This is a genomic window from Micromonospora sp. C31, assembly GCF_018070575.1.
Taxonomy (GTDB): Bacteria; Actinomycetota; Actinomycetes; order Mycobacteriales; family Micromonosporaceae; genus Micromonospora.
Window position 1 is genome coordinate 1 of sequence record NZ_JAGPXN010000030.1, and the last position, 17,340, is coordinate 17,340.

Genomic DNA, 17,340 nt, shown 5'->3' on the forward strand with positions numbered 1-17,340 from the left:
AGATCCTCACCGAACCCGAGGCCGGACTGTTCACCCTCGCCCCGCCGGCGACGTCCGCGTAGCCCCCACCAGGGCCGCTAACGAACCGTCAAACCCACATCAGACAAAGCCTCCCGAACCACCCTCTGACGTCGAGGTCGAACTCGTCGTCACTGACCGTCGCGCTCAGCTCCAGCGTTCCGATCGCCATGTGTTCCTCCTTGTTGGTTCCGCGGGTCGCCCTGACCCGTCATGAAGCTCGGCGCCCGCGTCTTTGGGGTCGCCGCTACCGCCGGTTGAGGCGGAGATCGAGATGCCGACGGCCCTGGTGCCACGCCAGGTGGATGACCAGCGCGTTGTCGGAGGCGAGTTGGTTGCCGGCGGCACCAGCCGAGACGCTGGAGTGGGCCTAGATTCACCAAGCCGACGATCGCGTACGGGCGCTCTGCCCACCGAGCGCGCTGGTTTCGGATAGCTGGCGAGCACTCGCGCTGCCCAGGAGTAGTACTCGCAGGGGAAGGGCTTGAGCTGGCGGAAGTAGACGTAGCAGCCGCGACAGAAGCCGTCGTCGTCCTGATGGATGTTCAGGACCACTTGCGCGGTTGCACGGAAGTCGCTTTCCGGATGGGGCCGCGCGTACAGGCTCTTGGTCACGCTGAAGGCGGCCATCATGACGACTTGTCTGCTGCGGAGTCACCGAGGTCGCCGTCTATCCAGACCAGCTCTGCGTTGTGGATGAGTTCGCAGTGACCGGCTCTGCTACAGACGGCGATCGCCTGGCCCTCGGCGTTCAGCGAGACGGCGGAACCGTCCGGCAGCTCCATACCCCAGGCGATCACCACCTGGGTGTCATTGCCGTCGAGGTAACGCACCAGGGCGAACCGACGCGGGACCGTCGGGTACTGGCCGGTCATGAGCCGCTCCTGAAGCTTCGGTGTGCAATCGCGGGTGGCGGGCAGCCTGTGGAAGTGACTACGTGCTGAGTGGTCCGCAGTGGCGTGCCGGCGCACGAGGGCACCGGCACGCCACCACGGCACCGGTGGTCCGGCGCGGGATGGCGCGGGGGACGGCGATCCCGAGCAGCACGGACCTCCGGCGTGCGCGGGCGGAGAGCTGCCGGCGTCGCGGGCCAACGCCTGCCTGCTCTCCGACCACGCACTGGTCCGAGGCGAGCGGGCCTCCTGCACAGCACCCACCCCGAACCCGTCCAGGCCAACCTCATGACGGCCGTCGCATTGGCACCGGAGCTCGTTCGCTCCAGCCGCCGAACCCTGGGCGAGAACCCGTGGGCGGCGACGGTCTCTGACTGGCATGCCAACGACCTTGGCCGGTGCGGTCTGTCGCCAGCTAGCCATCGGTGAGCGCCTCACGGTGGGCCTCTCACGGTGAGACGACGGGCCGCAGAACCGGCGGCAGGGCGGACATCTGGCAGGCGGCCGACTACTGTGCGCAGTATCCGCAGTTGGAAGGAGTGACCACCCATGCAGCGGGTCGTCAGGCCGCAGTGGTGGCACGAGGGCAATCACCGCGGGGTCAGCATTCGCGTACACCTTGCTCGCCACGACATCGGAGCGGTCTTCGGCTTCCTCAAGGAACGCGGCTTCAGCTGGTCCGCCATCGCGACCGCAACCGGTCTGGGCGCCAGCCGAGTCTCGGAGATTGCCGCGGGGCGCCGCATCGTCACCGACTACTCCGTGCTGGACCGCATCGCCGAAGGGCTGTGCATCCCGCGCCATTTCATGGGGCTCGCCCTCGACGAACACGCTGTTCACCACCGGCAGGGCGCGTCCTTTGGGCAGGCCGGACGTGCGGCGCCGCTCGATTCTCGCGAGCTGCTCGGCGTCGTGGCGAGCATCGCGGTAGGCGCGATACCCGCCGGCGTAGAGCGGTGGCTACCCAGCTCACAGGAGGTCGCCGTCCCAGTCGCCGTCGGCCAGGACGAAGTAGCCACCGTCCGTGCCGTCACCGCCTTCCACCGCAGGCTCGATGCCGCTGCCGGAGGAGGGCGCTGCCTGCAATCCGCGCGCGGGTACGTGGCGTGGGCAACGCAGCTCCTGCAAGTGCAGTGCGACGAGATCGTTGCTGCCGAGCTGCGGGCTGCCCTCGCGGAGCTACACAACCTCGTCGGTTGGGTGGCGCATGACCTCGACGATCACGACCTGGCGCGTCGGCATCTCACCCAGAGCCTCGTCCTGGCGCGACAGACCAACTCGCTGCCGCTGCTGGCCAACACGCTGTATCGCCTCGGGCGGGTCAGCCTGCACCAGGAACAACCGGCCGAAGCGCTTCAACTGTTCGGTCTCGGCCAGCTCGCAGCGCAGCAGGCCGGCTGTCATGCCAGCGTCGGCATACTTCACGCCAACTCCGCGTGGGCCTACGCGCTTCTCGGCACCGACCACCAGGTCGTCGACAGCCTGACCCGGGCACGTTGCGAGCTCGATCAGGCAGACCCGGATACCGCGCCGGACTGGACACACTTTGCGCTGACCGAAGCCGACGTACACGGCATCTCCGCCGTCGTCTACTCCGCCCTGGCCCGCCACCCGGAGCACGTGCGTTACGTCGACCGCGCCGCTGAGCACTCTCACCAAGCGGTCCGGCTGCGCCGACCGCAAGATCGCCGGTCTTTTATCTTCGACACGATCTCGGTCGCCACGGCGAGTATCCTGGCGGGTGATCTCGCTGCCGCTGGCGAGTACGGGACGAAGGCGGTGGGGCTGGTGGCGGACGGGATGCGATCGGCTCGCGTCAACGCTCGTCTGAACGTCCTGTGGAAGCTTGCGGCGCCGCAGGCCGAGCGGGAGCCGGCGCTGGCTGCTCTCGGCAGCCGGATCGCGGAAATGCAGGCGGTCTGATGGCTACCGCACTCAGCGACGCTGTCGCCTCGGAACTCCGTACCCACCTGAGCCACGTCTGCGAGCAGATCGGCGTCGACCCGGATGACGCCAGGCTCGTCAAATACACGATGAACGCGGTGTTCGTGGCACCACCGTTCGTGATCCGACTTGCTGCCGGTCCCTATGCTGCGAAGGTCGCCCGCCGGGTGGTGTCGGTCGCGGCGTGCCTGCAGGAGGCTGGCATGCCGACCGTACGGCTTGCCGCCGGTGCTGCTTCTGCACCGATCTTCAGTGGTGACTGGGTCGGGACCGTATGGCAGTACGTCCCGACAGTCAACGATGAGCCCAAGCCAGTCGATCTCGCTGCGCCACTGCGTGCGCTCCACGGCCTTGACGGACTTGATGTAGCCCTGCCGAGGTGGTCGCCGATTGAGAAGTTCCGTCGGCGTCTCGACGCTGCCGCAGGGCTACCGACCCGGCAAGCCACCGAGTTGGAACAATGGTCCGGCATGGAGCTCGGCATCCCGGCCGACCATCTGCTGCTCGATCTTCATAGGCGCTGCGACGAGGTGGAAGAGGATCTCGGCCGAGTCGTGTGGCGACTGCCCCAAGGCGTCATTCACGGGGACGCCCACACCGGGAACGTTCTCCTGGCGGCGCCGGGTGACGGTGCAATCGGCTGCAAGGGAGCTTTGCTGTGCGACCTGGATGGGATGTCCATCGGTCCGCGGGAGTGGGACCTCGTACCGACCGCACACGGAGCCACCCGGTTTGGTCGCTCGGCCGCCGACTATCGGGGCTTCGTCGATGCCTACGGGGTTGACATCACCAGATGGGCGGGCTGGCCAGTGCTGCGCCGGATCCGGGAACTGCAGTTGGTGACGAGCACCATCGACGCCCTTGCTGGTCGACCCGATGTAGCCCGAGAGTTGGCGCACCGGCTTCGATCGCTTTTTCAAGAAGACCTTGCATGCACTTGGCGCCGCTATCGGTAGCACCGGTGCACCTTGGCCAACCCGCGTAGACGGGACCACCCCACTTGACCTGAGGTGCACCACGACGGATCAGGGCGCAAGTCAGCCCTGGTCCATCTCACGCCTGCGTGAAGGGACTCCACTTCGCCTTCTCCAGGTTCCCGACCGACGTCAACATCACGGACCACTCCAGGTACGCGGGGATGGACCTTTCACGACGAGCGGTGGGACTTGGAACTCTGGGACGGTCCTACTCCACGCCCACGTGGGCGGACCGCGATCACTCACCCCACCCCGGTCGCGGTCGGACCACCGCTGTACGGGTCGGCAAAGGTTGCACCGGGAGAGCCGATCGTAGCGATAAGCGGGTAGCGCCAGTCGCGTCGGTGTTGCTGCCACTGCCCTCAAAGCTGCTACTCGACGCGCCTTAAGCGGCTGCGGTTACGGCGCCTGGCGGAGTGTCGGAGACGCCCCACTCCGGGATGGAGGCGGGATGCCTGCGGTCGCCAACTCCGAGCGTGGTATTGACCGGGACGTCCTGCCAATCGGCGACTCGGGCAAGCTGAGCAGACGGTCGTCCGAGCTGCCTGCGTCCGGCCCGGCAGGCCTTCGAGTTGATCGAAGACCCTTCATCCCATCGGCGTGACGCCGCTTGGCAGACGATCCCCACTGCACGTCGTCCCATGGTTCGCGGCTCAGGCGTTAGCGTCCACCTCTGCTCCAACCCTTACGGGCTGACGCCTGACCTCGTTTGTACTTGAGTAGGGAACTGGTGGTTGTACGTGCTGGCGGTTGTCACGGGCCGCAACTGGTCGATGGCTTCCTTCGTGTATCTCCCCACCAACTGTGCCAGCTGAGTGTCGTCGAGCGATTCGAGGCTGACCACTACTGCAAGTCGCCGGAGTCTACGGGCGGTGATCCGTAGGATGTCGGTGCGTGCGGCGCCGGCTTCCCCGGCTACAGCCAGGTGGCCGTGCGCTATGGCGCGGGCGACGCGAGGATGCGCACCGAGCGTCGGGCGCTCGAGGATTGCGACGGCTTCGTCCTCGTAGAGCCGGGCTCCGAGGTCCTCGCCCAGGCTGTGGACGCGGGTCCAGAGGCGCCGGAACACGTTGCGGGGACGGCCGATGATGCGTTCGTAGCCTGGCCGGCGTAGCGGATTGGGCCACCGCCAGAGCGCGATGTCCGGCAACAGGACCAGGCTGAGAAACGACCAGACCTCTTCGCTCGCCGCGTCGGCGGGCACGATGGTCATCTGCCGGTACAGGGCCGGTGCCAGCAGACGGTCGAAGGCTGTGCCGTTCGTCTTGCTCAGAGGGGCCGGCCAGTTGGCTTCCGTGGCGATCCCGCGGACGGTCTGCTGCAGGGCCCGGAGGTCGTCCTCCGCTACGCGGTGGGGCGCGGTCGGGTACCAGGTGGTGCGCGCATCGGCAGTGGTTGACAGCCTCCGCAGTTCGACGAGGTCCCGGCCGGTGTGGAGGGTCAGCAGCTGCTCAGCGACGTGTGCAGGTAAGCGCGGGTAGACGTACAGCCGGTTCATGCGAGGACCCGGTCGAGACCTTGGATGACCGCCTCCAGTTCGCTCGGGTCGTTGCGGTGTTGACTGCGTAGGTCGGAGAGCGACCGGTCGGGGAAGTACCTGCGTATGAGGTTGATGAACAGCTCGCCGAGTGTGCCTTCGCCGTGGTCGTGTTCTTCCTGGAGGTCCTCGCAGCGCAGCGCCGTCTGGATGAGCTGACGGACGACATCGTGCCGGAGCACTTCGGCGAGGGTCCTGGAGGTCTCCGCTTCCGGTTGGTTGAGCATCGTGGTGATTGCGGGGTGGTCCGTGTTGAGGTACAGCCGGATGCTGCCGGTGTCCGAGCCGTCGAGATCCGGGGCGCAGGAGAGGTACCACAGGGAGCGGCGTCCCTCGGCAAGCCCACTCTCGGCGAAGCTCGTAGCCACGACGGGGAATCGGCTGCCGCTGCCTTCCAGGGTGAAGCGCCGTCGGGCCTGCCAGAGGATGGCGCCGGGCCGGAGGGCCGCCAGCGGCGAGATCGGTGCAGGGTCAGGTGCAGCCAGGACCATCCGGGCGGTCAGGGTGAGGACTCCGCCGATCTCGGTGCCCGGGATCGCAACCGTCAGTCGGTTGTCGCCGTCAACCAGTCTGGCCGGAGAGGAATTGTCGCGTCGGTTGGTACTGCTGCTGTGCCAGGTGACCAGACAGTGCACGGCTGCGGCCGGCGACAGGCCGCAGTCCTGCAGTACCCCGGGCAGGTCGACATTCAGCGGCCAGGTCGCGGTGAGATTCGTGAAGTAGTCCCAGTCCGGCACCGGCTCCCCCTCGGGGACGGGTGGGCCCTGCGGACCGGTGACCGTCACGGTTCCGGACCGGATGCGCTCCTCGGCCGGGGTCAGGTGACCCGCGCTGATGGGGGCGCTCACCTCGGTGTCACCTCCTCCTGGCGTACCCGAACGGTGACGGCTGCATCAGCCGGTTGGGTGAGAGTGACGGTCCAGTGTTCCGACGTCACGGAGGTCAGGGTCAGCCGCGGACCGGGCGTGAGGTCTCCGTTGTCCCGGTCACGCCAGTGCAGAACTTCGACGGGGGTGGTCTCGTCGGCCGGCTCCGGTGCTCCGTCGGCCACCGCTACCAGTGGCTGGGCGATGAGGGTCAGCGGTGCACCGGAGCTCCCGGTGAGGTCGATGTCGAATTCGACCGCACGGCTACCGTCGGCCAGCAGGGTCTGGCGGGGACGGGGATGGAAACGCAGTGCCGGACCCGGCGTGGAGCGCGGGCCCCGGCCGTGGTGTCCCTGCTGGCTTCCGTTCCCCCCGTTGCCCGCTGTCGGTGTGCCGGTGTGGCTTGCCGGTGCTCCCGACGGGGTGGTCGGTGGGTTGGGCGCCGCTTTGTCCGACCCGGCCGGAATGCGGGTGTCCGTGCCACCCGCCTGTGTGTCGAGGAGCGTGCCGAGGACGTTCGCCAGTCGTGAAACCCCCGTCGCGGCCTCGGTGGTAGGGGCGGTCGCGTTGTCCGCACGGCGTTCCCTGAAGACCCGGTCGATGCGGTTGAGTGCCTGGCTGACCGGGTTACGGGCGTACCGCTGCCGTTGCGCCAGCCTCGGTTGCCATCTGTCGTGCGTCGGTGGTTCGGCGCGGGCGAAATCCTTGTCGAGTTCGGGGTCGGCGATGAACACGCCGCCGATGGCGTATCCGAACGGATCCGGAGTGACGTTGCGGTATTCGACGACGAGGCCCGGCCGGCGCATGAGGGCGATCTCCGCGGGTGGTCGGGCATGGCTGCCGGAGGCACCCGACCTGTACGTCCGCCATGCCAGTACGCCGAGACGTTGCTCCGGACGGGTGCCGACGATCTCCTGGACCACCCAGGGCCAGGGGTGGTCTCCTGCTGCGCCGTCGAAGACCGAGCGGCAGCGCCGGTGCGCCTCGACGAAGTACCGCAGCCGTGCATCGGTCGCCGGGTCCGGAAGATCGATCCGTGACCCGTCGAAGGTGAACCGTAACGTGAGACCGGGAGGTGAACCCTCCTGCCCGACGGTATTGGCCCACGCATACCTCGTGGCGGTGTCGGCCATCAACGCGACCACGTCGGACAGCGGCTCCTCTCCGGTCCGTGGCGCGATGACCATGATCGAGGTGCCGGTTCCATCCCCGGGCAGGCGTGTCAGTCCGATGGCCCGGGCCAGGTGCTCTGCCGTCGGCCCGGTGACCGGCTCCACGCCGACGTCGCTGTGTGGGACTCCCCACCAGTGGCGTCCGGTGTACTGACGCCGCCCGTCCCGGTACGGGTCGGTGAGGGACATGCCGATCAGTCGGCTCTGGAGACCCGCGGTGGTCTCGATGCGGGTGAATATCACTACCGTGTCGATGTTGCTCGCCTCGAACAGCACGGCCTTGCCGTAGCCGTAGGTTCCGCCGGCGAACCCCTTGTCCGGGTGTCGGCCGACGTTCCGGACAAGGTCGACGAAATCCCGCGGGTCGTCTCTACCCACCCGGTCCGCCCGGGTGGGACCGGTGAGCCCGCTCGTACCCGTGTCGGTGACCGTCAGGACCCTGAGGTCCGGGGTGTCCAGGTCGGCCCCGGGAAGAAGACGGCGCAGGCTCTGCAGTTGCTCGGCCTTGAGGCGCCAACCGTCCACGGAGAACTCGGCGGGCCGGTCCCCTGTGGCGGCGTCCCAGCTGTTCTGCAGTGTCTCGCGCAGGAACAGTTCCCAGAAATCCATGGAGTAGGTGCCGAGTGTCCGGCGTACCGACCGCGCGTCGATCCCACCTGATGGTGGGAGCGGCTCGGCGTACATGGCGATGCGCGTCATGGCTGTTCCAGAAGCGCGGCGGCTGCCGCGGAGGGGGCGGTGAGATGATGATCGAAAGCTGACAGATCGATACTGTAGTTCAGGCGGACCAGGTGCTGCTGCAGTGCCGCATCGAGCTGCCCGGACGTTACCCGGGGGAAACCCGAACTGTTGACGTGGTACGCGGCGGCGCGTTTCACACGGTGCCTGTCCCGGCGGTACGCATCGGCGTCGTCGTTGCGGTAACCGACCGTGGCCAGGGCGTCCAGCAGGACACGCCTGTCGAGTCCCGTACCGAGGAGCCTGTCGACGACGTCGGGGACGCTGTCGCCGGCGCTGTCGCGTTCGAACTGCTCGACGTACAGGTAGAGATCGGTGCCTGGACGTTCCTCCAGTTGGTCGGCGCCGTGTACGCCCACGACCAGACGGTCGCGGTGCGTTGTGGCCTTGACTTCGACGGCAGCCGTGACCGAGGTGAAGTCCGCGCGTGCCTTTTGGGGACCGGTCCAGAGCTGAAGCGGCTCAGGGCCACCGAGCCCGCAGATCAGTTCGAGGAAGTGCAGCTCGGCGAGCAGGCCGAGCAGCGCCTCCGGTCCGAGTATCGGACCGGGTGCGGGATAGAGCAGCTCGCGCCACCGGTGCAGGAGCTCCAGGCAGACCCGTCCCGGATCGCCCGGGCGGCGCTGCAACTGTCGGCTCAGTTCATCGGTGAATGCCGCGAAGATGTCGTTGAGCTCAGGCAGCTGGCAGACCACGTCCGTATACCGTCCCGGGTGGCCGGAGTCGTCCTCCAAGCTCCGGGTGGTGACGGTGACGCCCCGGCTGGTGGTGTCCTGCACGGTGGGGTGCCGGTCGGTCAGCGGAATGAGCAGATGCCGGCGCCCCGAGGCGTCGATGCCGACAGCGACCGGCCCGGCGGCCACCTCGACCGGACTGTCCAGCACGCGCATCTCCCGTGGCGGATCGGTCGCCTCCAGGCGGCGGAACATCTCCTCGGCGCCGCCTGTCATGATGCGGCACCGTCGGTCATGCCTTCGCCCGCCCGTTCGTCGGCGGCGTCGATCTCGTCGATGTCGACGGTCTCGAGCTCCTCGTCGAACGGCGCGAGGCCGGACAGGTCGACCGAGACGTAGTCACGGTCCTCGGGTCCCCGGGCCTCGGGAAAGAACAGACCCACGCCGAGTATGTCCTCCACTGCCGCGAGTTCCGCTCTCGGATAGCCGCGTTTGCCGCTGTTGCGCTCGACCGTGGACCTCCTGCTCACGGGATAGAGACACAGGAGCCCTGTGCCCCCCAGCTGCCCGTCACGCAACTCCCGTAACCTCCGGTCGGTGGGGTCTCCGTCGATCATGTCGCTGATCCTGATGGAGGCCGGTAGGTCGGCGACGCGGTCCAGGGTCGACACCAGTGCCTTGATGTCGGCATAGTCCTCCGGCACGGTGAGTCGGCTGCGGTTGATCATGTGGTACTTCCGGCCCGCCAGCGCCATTCCGCCCAGGCGGTCGCTGCCCTGGTCGATCACGACGATGTTCCAGGTGCGCAGTGCGTCGTAGTCGTTCTGCTTGGCGATGTACTCGCACAGGGCTTCCGGGCGGAGGCTGGGGCTGCGCTCATGGAAGCGGTAGTCGCGCAGGAAGGCCATCACTCTCGCGGCCGGCACCCCGGTCAGAGCAGTGCGGCCGGCCCGCACGGGAATCTCCCGCACCCCGGGCAGGCTACGGGCGGCGGTGAGGAGACGGTCGCCGGCGTCGATGTTGTGCCGCAGCCACCCCTCGTCGCGATGGTGGAATTTGATCGTCTGCATGACCTGGGAGCCGAAGCTGTAGCGGACCGTGACGCCGGCGCGCATCTTGGCGGCCGACGTCACTGCCATGGCCGGGTGTTTACGGATCATCACCGCCAACTGCCGTGGCGTCTTGTGCTCCGTCTCGTAGCGGCGGATCTGCTGCCGGATCTCGGCCTCCACGGTCGCCAGGTCCACAAACCACGCTGCGAGCTCGCCTGTCATCCATATCCGGGGCAGGTCCTCGTAGCCCTGGCGGTAGCCGAACCAGCGACCCATCTGCAGCAACGTGTCGTAGGCAGAGGCCGCCCGGACGAAGTAACTGCACACCAGGCCGGCGAGGGTCAACCCACGGGAGAGCGTGTTGCCCCCGATCGCGATGGCGGTGACCGGCTCCTCTCCGTAGCTGAGTCGGACGTCGGACTGGTAGTTGTCGACCACCACGCGGACGTCGGCCATGACATCGGGGATCCGGTCGCAGACCTGCGGCCACGGTACGGGCGGAAGTCCGAGATCGGCGGCGGGCACCCGGCCCGTCTCCCGTTCCCATTGCTGGCGGAACATTTCCCGGAGGGTGGCGGTCGACCAGCCGCCACGGAGAGTCTCCAGGTACGCCTGCACGACCTCGGCCGTCCGCTGGTGTGCGATGGCCCGCATCGACGTGTGGATCAACATGGTCGAATCGGCCGGTGCACCGCCGCGGCAGCGGCGGGCGGCGGTGGCCAGGACGAACCAGCGGACAGCGTCGCCGAGGCTGTCGGTGACGGTCGGCCTCCAGTCGCCGAAGCCGGCACGGGCGCCGGGTGGCCGGACCGAGGGGACCTCGTCGTCAGGGACCGTCCGTACGACATCCAGGCCCCGGTCGACCGGCCCGGCCTCGTAGGTCAGCAGATCGCGTCCGAAGATCCGCTCTGCACCGAAGTAGTCGTCGGAAGGGGGGAGGTCGACGATGAAGTCGGCGGGGTAGAGATCGTCGGGCACGGTCGGGTCTACGAGCAGGTTCGCGAACGGTGTCGCGGTGTAGGCGACGTAGGCGACCTTCGGTTTGCTCAGGATGCGACGGATCAGGGAGTTGATGGTTGACTGTCGCCCCCTGTTGCCCACGTCGATACTCGCCTGGTCGGCCTCGTCGTCGATGACGAGGATGGGACAGTCCTGCAGGATGGTGCCGGCGGCCTCCAGGAAGCGGGCCAGCTTACGGAGGCGGTACGGGTTCTTCTTGACCACAGCGAGGAGCCGCTGGTCGGGATTGCTGAGCAGGTTTGCAGCATTGCGCGCCTGCCTGTCGTCAAAGTCCGTTTCGCCATCGGTCAGCAGATGCCAACGGCCGCGGTCGTCACCGACGAGAATCTGTTCCAGTCGCTGCTGCGTCTGTGACCGCAGGTTGTCGGTGATGCCGGACAGCACCACGACCAACCGGTAGCGTGCGTCGCACAGCTTCGCCGCCACGGACATGAAGTTGGTTGTCTTGCCGCTCTGGACGTGTCCGAGAACCAGGCCGCGACTGCTGAACCGCTCCGTCCCGGGCGGTGGAACAAACGAGACGATCTTGCTCGACGAGTCGTTGATAAGTCTGATCGGCTCGTCGTCGAGACCCGTGGCCTCCAGACGGCGCCTCACCGACGGCCAGAAGACGTCGTCGGACCGGGGGATGTACCACGGTTCCAGTTGTGTCGATGGATCCGTCAGGGAACGGGGCTCGTGCAGGTCACGGGGGCGCCCGGCCCGGGCCTGGTACTCCGTGATGGCGGCGTCGAGGATATCGGCCGGAACGAATCTGCCCAACTGGCGACGGATCGCCGGGATCGTGCTGTTGCCGTACACGGCACTGGCGATCTGTTCGACCAGGTCGTTGAGGTCCTCGTCGCTGATCCGGTGCATCCGCGCCCTTCCGTCGTCGTCGTGCCGATGGGTGGTTCCAGTGGGGACACCCGGCAGAGCGTTGTCCGGTAACCACGTATACAGCATGGGTGGCGCAGGTCACCCTCCCCCGGGACCGTCCGGTCGTCCGGTCGTCCGGCCGGCCGGGATGATCGCGCCGAAGCGGTGTGATCCCACACCGGTCGGCGGTTCCGCGCTGTCCGACCCCGCGAAAGGGTCGCATTCCGGCGCCGACGTCCGCGCCGGGGCATGCTGGGCCGCCGGCGCCGTCACCGGTAACGTTCATGCACGTGACCGACCGCGCCGCCGACCCCAACGCACCCGATCCCACCGCCCGTCGCGGTAAGTACAAGGTCAGGCTGGTACGTGGGCCCTTCGTGCAGCTGGCACCCCACCCCGACGCCGTCACCGACAGCGACCAACTGCTGCGGTACGCACAGGCGTCCCGTAGGGGAGGGCACCGGTTGGCCGTCGATCTGTTCAGCGGGGCGGGCGGTCTGAGTCTTGGTATGGAGAATGCCGGCTACCGGGTCGTCCTCGCGGTGGACCACTACCCGGAGGCGGTCGAGACCCACCGCCACCACCACGGTGGTCTGAGCGTGGACTGGGACCTGGGTGACCCGGCGCGCATCCGGGAGGTCGCCGAACTCGTCCGGGCGGCAGATGTCGAGTTGCTGGCCGGCGGGCCTCCCTGTCAGCCGTTCTCCAAGGCCGGTCGGTCGATGATCCGCCACAAGGTGCGCCACGGTCTGCGCGATCCCTATGACGAACGGCGTGACCTCTGGCGATCGTTCCTCGAGGTCATCCGGCTTGCGCGTCCGCCGGCGGTGCTGATGGAGAACGTGACGGACATGGCTCTCGACAAGGAGATGTTCATCCTCCGGACGATGGTGCACGAGCTGGAATCGCTCGGTTACGCGGTGGAGGAGAAAGCGGTCGACACCTTCCGGTACGGCGTTCCGCAGTTCCGTCAACGGCTCATTCTGGTCGGTCTGCGGGACGGTCTCGCGTTCGACTGGCCAGCGGAGCAGCCGGAGCGGGTCACCGTGTGGAACGCGATCGGTGACCTACCGGAGGTGGAGGGCGGCTGGCGTCCGGAAGGGGGCGCCGAGGGTTGGACCCCCTACGACGTGCCCGTGACGGGCTTCCAGAAGCGCATGCGGGAGGGCGTACCTGAACCGGATGCGCACCGAATCTTCGACCACATCACCCGTCCCGTACGCGAGGACGATCTGCGTGCGTTCGAAATGATGGATCCGACGACCCGGTATTCCGATCTACCGGACGAGGTCAAGCGGTATCGCGACGACATCTTCGACGACAAGTACAAGCGCCTGGACGAGAACGACCTGTCACGGACCATCACGGCGCACATCGCAAAGGACGGCTACTGGTACATCCACCCGCGGCAGAACCGCACGATCACCGTGCGGGAGGCAGCCCGTCTGCAGACCTTCCCCGACTGGTTCCGCTTCGCCGGCCCGCCGTCGGCCGCGTTCAAACAGATCGGCAACGCTGTACCTCCGCTGCTCGGTGAACACCTGTCCCGGGCCGTGCGAGGTGCGCTCGACAACCCCCGACCGGCACACGTGTCGACGCGGGAGGTCGCCTCGACGCTCGCAGCCTGGTTCGCCTCCGGTCAGGTCAGCGGCATTCCATGGCTGCGTGCGGAGACACGGTGGCAGGTCATCCAGGCGGAGATACTGCTCGACCGCGCCCACCCGGACGTGATGCGTCAGGTGTGGACCCTGCTACGGACATGGCGCCAGCCACAGGACACGGTGGCTGCGGAGGAGAAGCTACGCCGTACCGGTGGATTCATCTCTCGGGCGAACCGGGCCGGGACGGTGGTTGAGCTCGCCCAGCGACTCGCCGGTGATCCCCGGGCACTGCGGGATGACGATGCGTTGCGGCGGGTCCCCGGGCTCAACGAGTCCGTCGCCGACCTGGCCGTTCTGGCCGTTCCCGCGGGCACCGAGGACGAATCGGAGGAGCCTGTACTCGTCACTAAGGGTGTGTTGCGGGTTGCAGCCCGCTTCAGCGGCCATCCCGTCGACCGACGCAACCGCCTTACGGACGGCCGGCTGGAGGTCGCCCGCATGATCGGGATCGACAGCGATGCGCGCGCCGCGCATCTGGGCCTGATCGAACTCGCGAACACGCTGTGCCGGCCGGTCGAGCCGCTGTGCCAGGAATGCCCGCTGGTGAAGAAGTGCGCCGGAGCGCGGATCGACCGACCCCAGCTGTTCTGACCTCTCCGGTCCGGGTCAGCGGTCCAGCCCGAGGAGCTGCGCCACCTCCGGCGACTGGGCGCGGAGGGTCTCCTCGATGCGTTGCCATGCCTCCCACTGATCCGCCTGCATGGCGGCCATCCGCAGAGCGAGGCCGGCGGTCGTGGCCGCCTGGGTGGCTGCACGCACCTCAGGTGACGCATCCACATCCGTCGGGAACGGTCGTCCCTGTCGCCGCGAGGTTCTGCGGTAGGCATCGTTTGCGAGGACGCACAGTTCGTTGACCGGGGCCTCCAGTATGTGGCGCAACTGGGCCGGCAGGCTGACGCGCATCTTGGCGACGTTGATATTGAATGCGCTGTCGAGGTCGTTGTCGAAATCCAGCGCCGCCCTGGCCAACTTGGTGTGCTCGTCGATACCGCGGATCCCTCCCCATCCGCCCCACTGCACCAGTCGGTTGGCCCGGTACACGTACAGGCCCTGCTGCCGGTTCCAGTTCAGAGGGCCGGAGTGCCGTTCGAATTCTGCGGCTGAGGTGAAGCAGTCACGCGGCGGTAGGACGAAGCGCCTGAGTTGAACCAGTCCCGCGGTGCCCGCCATCTCGATCTCGAACTGCTGCCGGGGCAGCTCAGAGGTGTGCGGCTCCTGCAGTGCGAACGGGTTCCACGGGCGCAGTTTCTGCCCATTCACCGAAAGCACCAGTGGCGTGAGTCCGTCGGATCCCTCCAAGAAGCGGTGGAAAACCATGCTGAGGTGGTCCGACGTCCGCGCCGCCAGGGACTCCAGACGTCGTCGGGCCCAGCCGCCCGACGGGCGCTTCTCGGGCAGCACGCGATCGAGCGCCTGCCAGACGACCACGGTGCCGGTGCCTTCGGCCAGCCACTGCCGGGCGCTGCGGACCACCGGATCCTGCGGGGACGGGTCCACGACCACCCACTGGTCCCATTCCTCCACAAGGTCGAGGTCCAACTGACGCGCGCTCGTCCGCGCAACTGTTCGGCTGCTGCGACTGATCACTGTGAGTGTCCGGCACTGGGACAGTGACGCGGTCTTGAGGCCGAGGCCGTACCGACCCAGCTCGCCGCGACGGTACGAACGTCTGGTGCCAAACCTGAGCGCCTCTGTCAGCTGGCCGGCTGACATGCCGTGACCGTCGTCGGCGATCACGACACGGGATTCCTCCCCGTCGAACTCGACGGTGACATCGATACGGGTGGCTCCCGCCGCCACGCTGTTGTCGACGATGTCTGCCACCGCAGTCGGGAACTCGTACCCGATATCCCGCAGCGACCCGGTCAGCCGTGCGGCTGAGGGCGCCACGTCGTACCACGCTCTACCCGGCATTGGCACCTCCGCTCACGTCGTGCGTGAGGACCAGGATGCCACACCCACCCTGCCTCACTCGACCGCCCTCGCTGTGGCATCGGATCGGCACCGTGTCCGCCAAAGTTGTTCGACGAGATCCGCCACGGCCACGGGATCCTCATGCTCCCAGACATGCAGCACCGTCCAGCCAAGCGCTGCCAGTGCTTCGTCCTTTTCACGGTCACGCAGCACGTTACGCTGCAGTTTCTCCCGCCACCACGTGGCATTGTTCTTCGGCAGCACTGCATGCTGAGGGCACAGGTGCCAGAAACAGCCGTCGACGAACACAGCCAACCGTGCCCGCGTGAAAGCGATGTCCGGTCGGCCGGGTAGGCCGGGATGGTTCACCCTGAATCTCAGCCCTCGTCGGTGCAGTTCACGTCGCACCGACATCTCAGGCTTCGTCCGCGATCGCGGCATCCGGCTCATCTGCGCCGACACTGCGGCGTTGAGAGCGGTGGGGCGTCGCGTCATTGCCGACAAGTTACCCCAACGCGCGTCGACGGGCGGTGGCGGTTCCCGGGCCCCGACGGCCTTCAGGACAAGGTGGCCACCCTGATGTCCCGCTCCACTTCGATTTCCGGAGCTTCGTCGGCTCAGTCCCGGTACGCACGGCGCGAAGGACGGCTGCGGCATCCGATGGCAACCCGTGCGAGCCCCGACAGCTCGTTGGCCGAGGCGGTGCGTGAACGCACGAGCGGGCGCCGTGGGCCGTGTCCTGCCTCAGCGTCCGTATCGATCCGGACATCAGTCCAAGAGATCGTCGCCCCTCGGCGCTTCGCCGCCCAGACGTGCTCTCATCCGCTCGCGTAGCTGCGGCAGTGCCTTCTTCTCCAACTGACGGACACGCTCGCGGGTGACTCCGAGCCGTCGTCCGATCTCATCGAGAGTCATGGGCACACCGGTGCCGATACCGGCCCGCCAGATCAGGATCGCCGCCGAGCGTTCGGGTAGATCTTTCAGTGAGGCGCGGAGAAGTGTCAACGTCTCCTGACGCTGAGTAACCACATCAGGTCTCTGGGTGTCCTGCGCCGGGGTTACGAATTCGGCAAGCGGCGCGTTGCCGTCCCCGATGAGCAGGTCCAGCGACACCACGCCAGCATGCAGTCTGAGACATTCGAGTACCGTGCCCGGTTCCATGCCGAGTTGGTGACAGATATCCGACACGGTCGCAGTGCCGGACTGGGTCAATAGCCGGTTCCGGCTCGCCACTACCCGACGTACCTGATCCGATTTATGGACCGGAAGACGGATCAACCGGCTCTCATTGGCGACCGCTCTCGTCACAGCCTGGCGGATCCACCAGACCGCGTAGGTGGAGAACTTCAATCCGCGGGTGGGATCGAACCGTTCGACCGCCCGCATCAGGCCGACAACGCCGTGCTGGTCCAGATCCTCACTCTCCAGCCCGTGTCCCAGGTAGCTGCCGGCGACTGAAATTACGAGCCGCCGGTTGTGCAGCACCATCGCGTCGAAGGCCCGCGCCCGCTCGTCCGAGACGTCGAGACCTGCGCGATAGCCGTGCGGAACCTCTTCGTCCGGCCGGTACTGTTCCCCGCGCAGCAGCAGCGCCAGGCCGACCTCCTCGGAGGCCGTGAGCAGGCGGTCCCATGGCCGGGACGACGCTCTGTCCCTACGCAGGAGCCTCCGGGCATCGGCAAGGAAGGGTTCCCTGTGGGACGGGTCGACCAGTCGAGCCGGCCCACGGCCATCGAGCTCGTCGCCACCCGGAGGGACGACGGCGACACGGAGCTTGACCAGCCTTTCAAGGACCTGCTGCCGCACCGTCGCCCGTGGGTCGCCGACCAGCTCGAGAACGCTGTCGACCTCCCAGTCTCCGACCGACCTGTCCCGTACATGCGCCAATATCAGCTGCACGCACGTGTCGACAACCTCCTGATCGGCTGAAGAAGTCACACCGGCCATTGTGTCCCCCACCGACAACAGTGAGGTTCGGCGGGAGGCTCCCTCATCGTGCACAATCCTGCGGGTGCG

General features: G+C 67.4%; 12 protein-coding genes. 3 read left to right on the forward strand and 9 right to left on the reverse strand.

Annotated features, from left to right (window positions below; translation table 11 throughout):
• Positions 1 to 647 precede the first annotated feature (647 nt).
• Complete coding sequence (locus KBX06_RS26260; protein ID WP_210839636.1) at positions 648 to 893, reverse strand: hypothetical protein; 246 nt, start codon at positions 891 to 893, stop codon at positions 648 to 650.
• Between the two features lie 567 nt (positions 894 to 1,460).
• Between KBX06_RS26260 and KBX06_RS26265 the strand changes: the two genes are divergently transcribed.
• On the forward strand, positions 1,461 to 2,834 hold the full coding sequence (locus tag KBX06_RS26265; RefSeq protein WP_210839637.1) for a hypothetical protein: 1,374 nt from the start codon (positions 1,461 to 1,463) through the stop codon (positions 2,832 to 2,834).
• Positions 2,834 to 3,811 (forward strand): phosphotransferase, encoded by a 978-nt coding sequence (locus KBX06_RS26270; RefSeq protein ID WP_210839638.1) that lies wholly within the window; start codon positions 2,834 to 2,836, stop codon positions 3,809 to 3,811. Before KBX06_RS26265 ends, KBX06_RS26270 begins: the two co-directional genes overlap by 1 nt.
• Positions 3,812 to 4,517: 706 nt before the next feature.
• Here KBX06_RS26270 and KBX06_RS26275 read toward each other — a convergent pair.
• Genes KBX06_RS26275 through KBX06_RS26295 form a run of 5 tightly spaced genes read right to left on the reverse strand, consistent with a single transcriptional unit; the run spans position 4,518 to position 11,749 of the window.
• The gene (locus tag KBX06_RS26275; protein WP_210839640.1) at positions 4,518 to 5,330 is read right to left on the reverse strand and encodes a hypothetical protein; all 813 of its coding nucleotides are present in this window, start codon (positions 5,328 to 5,330) and stop codon (positions 4,518 to 4,520) included.
• A complete protein-coding gene (locus KBX06_RS26280) occupies positions 5,327 to 6,217 on the reverse strand; it encodes a hypothetical protein (protein ID WP_210839642.1) in 891 nt (296 codons plus the stop codon). The genes KBX06_RS26275 and KBX06_RS26280 overlap by 4 nt, the downstream gene beginning before the upstream one ends.
• Positions 6,214 to 8,091, reverse strand: coding sequence for a hypothetical protein (locus KBX06_RS26285; protein WP_210839644.1), 1,878 nt, complete (start codon positions 8,089 to 8,091; stop codon positions 6,214 to 6,216). The genes KBX06_RS26280 and KBX06_RS26285 overlap by 4 nt, the downstream gene beginning before the upstream one ends.
• Before the next feature lie 11 nt (positions 8,092 to 8,102).
• Positions 8,103 to 9,095, reverse strand: coding sequence for a PD-(D/E)XK motif protein (locus KBX06_RS26290; RefSeq protein WP_210839646.1), 993 nt, complete (start codon positions 9,093 to 9,095; stop codon positions 8,103 to 8,105).
• Positions 9,092 to 11,749: a Z1 domain-containing protein gene (locus KBX06_RS26295; RefSeq protein ID WP_210839648.1), complete on the reverse strand. Its 2,658-nt coding sequence runs from the start codon at positions 11,747 to 11,749 to the stop codon at positions 9,092 to 9,094. The genes KBX06_RS26290 and KBX06_RS26295 overlap by 4 nt, the downstream gene beginning before the upstream one ends.
• A gap of 290 nt (positions 11,750 to 12,039) precedes the next feature.
• Between KBX06_RS26295 and KBX06_RS26300 the strand changes: the two genes are divergently transcribed.
• A complete protein-coding gene (locus KBX06_RS26300; protein ID WP_307854766.1) occupies positions 12,040 to 14,001 on the forward strand; it encodes a DNA (cytosine-5-)-methyltransferase in 1,962 nt (653 codons plus the stop codon).
• Between the two features lie 15 nt (positions 14,002 to 14,016).
• On the opposite strand, the gene KBX06_RS26305 is transcribed toward KBX06_RS26300, so the two are convergent.
• The 3 genes from KBX06_RS26305 to KBX06_RS28600 all read right to left on the reverse strand — a co-directional run bounded on the left by KBX06_RS26305 (position 14,017) and on the right by KBX06_RS28600 (position 17,262).
• Positions 14,017 to 15,324, reverse strand: a complete 1,308-nt coding sequence (locus KBX06_RS26305) for an ATP-binding protein (protein ID WP_210839651.1) — start codon at positions 15,322 to 15,324, stop codon at positions 14,017 to 14,019.
• A gap of 54 nt (positions 15,325 to 15,378) precedes the next feature.
• Complete coding sequence (locus tag KBX06_RS26310; protein ID WP_307854767.1) at positions 15,379 to 15,981, reverse strand: very short patch repair endonuclease; 603 nt, start codon at positions 15,979 to 15,981, stop codon at positions 15,379 to 15,381.
• A gap of 111 nt (positions 15,982 to 16,092) precedes the next feature.
• Entirely contained in the window at positions 16,093 to 17,262 is a 1,170-nt protein-coding gene (locus KBX06_RS28600) for an RNA polymerase sigma factor RpoD/SigA (RefSeq protein WP_210839656.1), read from the reverse strand.
• Positions 17,263 to 17,340 lie beyond the last annotated feature (78 nt).

Coding starts and splice junctions, on each gene's coding strand:
- KBX06_RS26270 (WP_210839638.1), top strand. CDS start 2,834: ATGGCTACCGCACTCAGCGACGCTGTCGCCTCGGAACTCCGTACCCAC.
- KBX06_RS26290 (WP_210839646.1), bottom strand. CDS start 9,095: ATGACAGGCGGCGCCGAGGAGATGTTCCGCCGCCTGGAGGCGACCGAT.
- KBX06_RS26305 (WP_210839651.1), bottom strand. CDS start 15,324: ATGCCGGGTAGAGCGTGGTACGACGTGGCGCCCTCAGCCGCACGGCTG.
- KBX06_RS26260 (WP_210839636.1), bottom strand. CDS start 893: ATGACCGGCCAGTACCCGACGGTCCCGCGTCGGTTCGCCCTGGTGCGT.
- KBX06_RS26295 (WP_210839648.1), bottom strand. CDS start 11,749: ATGCACCGGATCAGCGACGAGGACCTCAACGACCTGGTCGAACAGATC.
- KBX06_RS26275 (WP_210839640.1), bottom strand. CDS start 5,330: ATGAACCGGCTGTACGTCTACCCGCGCTTACCTGCACACGTCGCTGAG.
- KBX06_RS26310 (WP_307854767.1), bottom strand. CDS start 15,981: ATGCCGCAGCCGTCCTTCGCGCCGTGCGTACCGGGACTGAGCCGACGA.
- KBX06_RS26265 (WP_210839637.1), top strand. CDS start 1,461: ATGCAGCGGGTCGTCAGGCCGCAGTGGTGGCACGAGGGCAATCACCGC.
- KBX06_RS26285 (WP_210839644.1), bottom strand. CDS start 8,091: ATGTACGCCGAGCCGCTCCCACCATCAGGTGGGATCGACGCGCGGTCG.